2 protein-coding genes and 1 tRNA gene are annotated in these 2,780 nt (G+C 70.0%); 2 read left to right on the top strand and 1 reads right to left on the bottom strand.

What is annotated here, in order from left to right; all coding sequences use genetic code 11:
• The first annotated feature begins 258 nt into the window (after positions 1-258).
• Positions 259-1,857, top strand: coding sequence for an MFS transporter (locus tag ACXJKL_RS18775; RefSeq protein ID WP_457208522.1), 1,599 nt, complete (start codon positions 259-261; stop codon positions 1,855-1,857).
• Positions 1,858-1,880: 23 nt separating this feature from the next.
• Here ACXJKL_RS18775 and ACXJKL_RS18770 read toward each other — a convergent pair.
• Positions 1,881-1,953, bottom strand: a tRNA-Glu gene (locus ACXJKL_RS18770).
• Positions 1,954-2,112: 159 nt separating this feature from the next.
• Here ACXJKL_RS18770 and ACXJKL_RS18765 point away from each other — a divergent pair.
• Positions 2,113-2,505 carry a response regulator gene (locus ACXJKL_RS18765; protein ID WP_457208521.1) on the top strand — a complete coding sequence of 131 codons (393 nt, stop codon included), beginning with the start codon at positions 2,113-2,115 and terminating at the stop codon, positions 2,503-2,505.
• Positions 2,506-2,780: the final 275 nt, after the last annotated feature.

The raw sequence follows: 2,780 nt of genomic DNA, 5'->3' as shown, positions 1-2,780 counted from the left end.
GGGCCAGGTTGAACTCGTGCTGCTGCTCCGGAACTCTCCCGCCGATCCTCTGCGAGGCGAAGCGTCGGAACTCTAACCCATCGACTTCGCGGGCTCCCAATCGAGGGTGGCCACCCCCGCGGGACCGCTCCCCCGGGCCCTGGTGCCCGCACGAGGGGGACCATGTGCCCTTCTGCCCGGTGTCGCGCCGATGGAATCATCGAGACCCCTGCCGGGTGGACTCCTCCACCGCGGTGATCGGTGGATGGGCGGCATCGCATGGCAGAGCCGGCGGACCTCGGGACCCCCGTGGCCGAAGCACCCCTGGACCAGCGGCTCGCGCTGCTGCTGTCGATGGCGATGTTCGTGCTCGTCGTCGACACCTCGATCATGAACGTCTCCATCTCGGCGGTGGTCGAGGACCTGGGGACGACCGTGAGCGGCGTCCAGTCCGCGATCGCTCTCGAGGCCCTGGTCTCGGCCGCGTTCATCCTGATCGGCAGCAAGGTCGGAGACCTGATCGGGCGCAAGCGCGCCTACGTGCTCGGTCTGTGCGGGTACGCGATCGGGGCCACGGCGATGACCCTGACCCAGAGCCTGACCTCGGTCGTCATCTTCTGGGCCGTCATCGGAGGCATCGGCGCCTCGCTGCTCCTCCCCGCGATGCAGTCCCTCATCCACGGCAACTTCCAGGGAACGGCGCAGAAGAAGGTGTACGCCATGGTGGGCGCCGCCGCGGCCGTGGCCGCCGCGGTCGGACCGCTCCTCGGCGGCTTCATCACCACCTACCTGTCGTGGCGGGTCGCCTTCGGCCTCGAGGTTGTGGTCATCGCGATCGTGCTCTCCGGGATCAAGCGGGTCCACGACGTGCCCTACACGGGTCCGCGCGCCGTCGACGTCGTGGGCTCGATCCTGTCCGCGGTGGGCATGGGCGGCCTGGTGCTCGGCATCCTGGTGTGGCAGGAGGGCGGCGAGTCCGTCGGCGTACTCCTACTGCTCGGAGCCGCGGCGCTCGCCGCGCTCGTCATCTGGCTGCGTCGGCGCAAGCGCGAGGGCAAGGCGACGCTGCTCGATCCCGACCTGTTCCGCTCCGCGCTGTTCCGGTACGGCGTCACCGGTCAGCTGCTCCAGCAGATCGCGCTCGGCGGCACCATGATCGTCCTGCCGATCTACCTGCAGATGGTGCTCGAGTACGACGCCATGAGTGCGGGCCTGACGCTGGCGCCGCTGTCGCTGACCATGTTCGGAGTGGCACTCATGGCGGGCCGCAGGGCCGGCAGGCGGCGACCCGCCGTGGTGATCCGCGCGGGCTTCCTCCTGCTGACCGCCGGACTGGTGGTGCTGCTGCCCGTCGTCCCGCGCGCCACCTCCGGCTGGTACCTCGTGATCCCCCTGATGATCGCGGGCAGCGGGCTGGGCCTGCTGGTCTCCCAGCTCAACAACTACACGCTGTCCCCGATCTCGGAGGAACGGGTCAGCGAGGCCGCCGGCGTCAACTCCGCGGCCGGCTCCTTCGGCCTGTCCTTCGGCCTCGCCTTCGCCGGCGCGATCATGCTGGCTGCGCTGTCGGTCTCGTTCACCCAGATGTCGGACGCCAGCACCGTGCTCGACGCCGGCGAGCAGCAGCAGGTGGCCACCGCGCTGGAGGACGACGCAGAGCTGATGACCAACGCCAAGCTGGAGGAGCAGCTCGCCGGGCAGCCGGCCGACGTCCAGGCCGAGATCATCCGGATCAACACCGACGCCCGGCCCCTGGCCCTGCAGGTCGCGCTGCTGATCCCGATCCTCGCCGGGCTCGGCGGCATCGCGAACTCGTTCGGCATGAAGCGCCAGCCGGACCCGACGTCCAGCTCGGCGGCYGGCTCGGCCCTCGGCTAGGCCGTGGACGCCATGTGCTGCCGCACCCCCAACGGGATTCGAACCCGTGCTACCGCCGTGAAAGGGCGGGGTCCTGGGCCGCTAGACGATGGGGGCCCGCCTCCGGTGGAACGCGGCGGAACCGCGGGGCCGGAAGCGTCGTACAGCATAGGGCGCGGCCTGAGGGCCACCCAATCCGACGAGCCGAGGTGATCGGTTCGTGGACATCGCGGAAGTCGGGAGATTCCGGCACCTCATCACCGCTAGCCTCTGGGCGTGAGCACCGAGGCGACCCCCCTGCGATTCCTCGTGGTGGACGACACCGAGGACATCCGCGACCTGATGTCGCGGATGGTGGTGCGCCTCGGACACCTCGCCGACCAGGCCGCCGACGGTGTCGAGGCGGTGGAGGCCCTCACCAACAACCTCTACGACATCATGCTGCTGGACCTCACGATGCCCCGGATGAGCGGCGAGGAGGTCGTGCGCTGGCTGCGCGAGCACCCCGACCGCGGGCAGGACCTGGACGTGGTCGTCATCAGCGCCTGGGCAGGCGAGCAGCGGGCCGTGCTGCAGGAGCTCGGAGTGACCATGGTGCTCCCGAAGCCCCTCCGCGGGCAGCAGCTGCGCGATCTCATTCAGGACAAGAACGCAAGAACCTCCCCGTAACCCGTTTACGTCGATACCCTGCAGTCCAGGGACAGCCGGGAGGCCTGGCCCTGAACGACGTCGCACCCCCTGGGACGTCGTACACACGAGGAGAGGGAGCACCACATGATCGCCAAGCTGATCCAGCGTCGCGCCGCGAAGCGGGCCGCCGACCAGACGTTTGCGATGTACGGCTGGCGCCCGAGCGGCCCCGGTCGCTGAGCGACCAGCCGCGGGACGGGGCTCGATGCCCCGTCGCTCACATCGAGAGCGCCGAGGCGGCCACTGGCCGCCAC

The sequence above is a fragment of the Nocardioides sp. P5_C9_2 genome, assembly GCF_054049555.1.
Note: the sequence above shows the minus strand (reverse complement) of the source record. Positions and strands in the feature narration are given on the sequence as shown.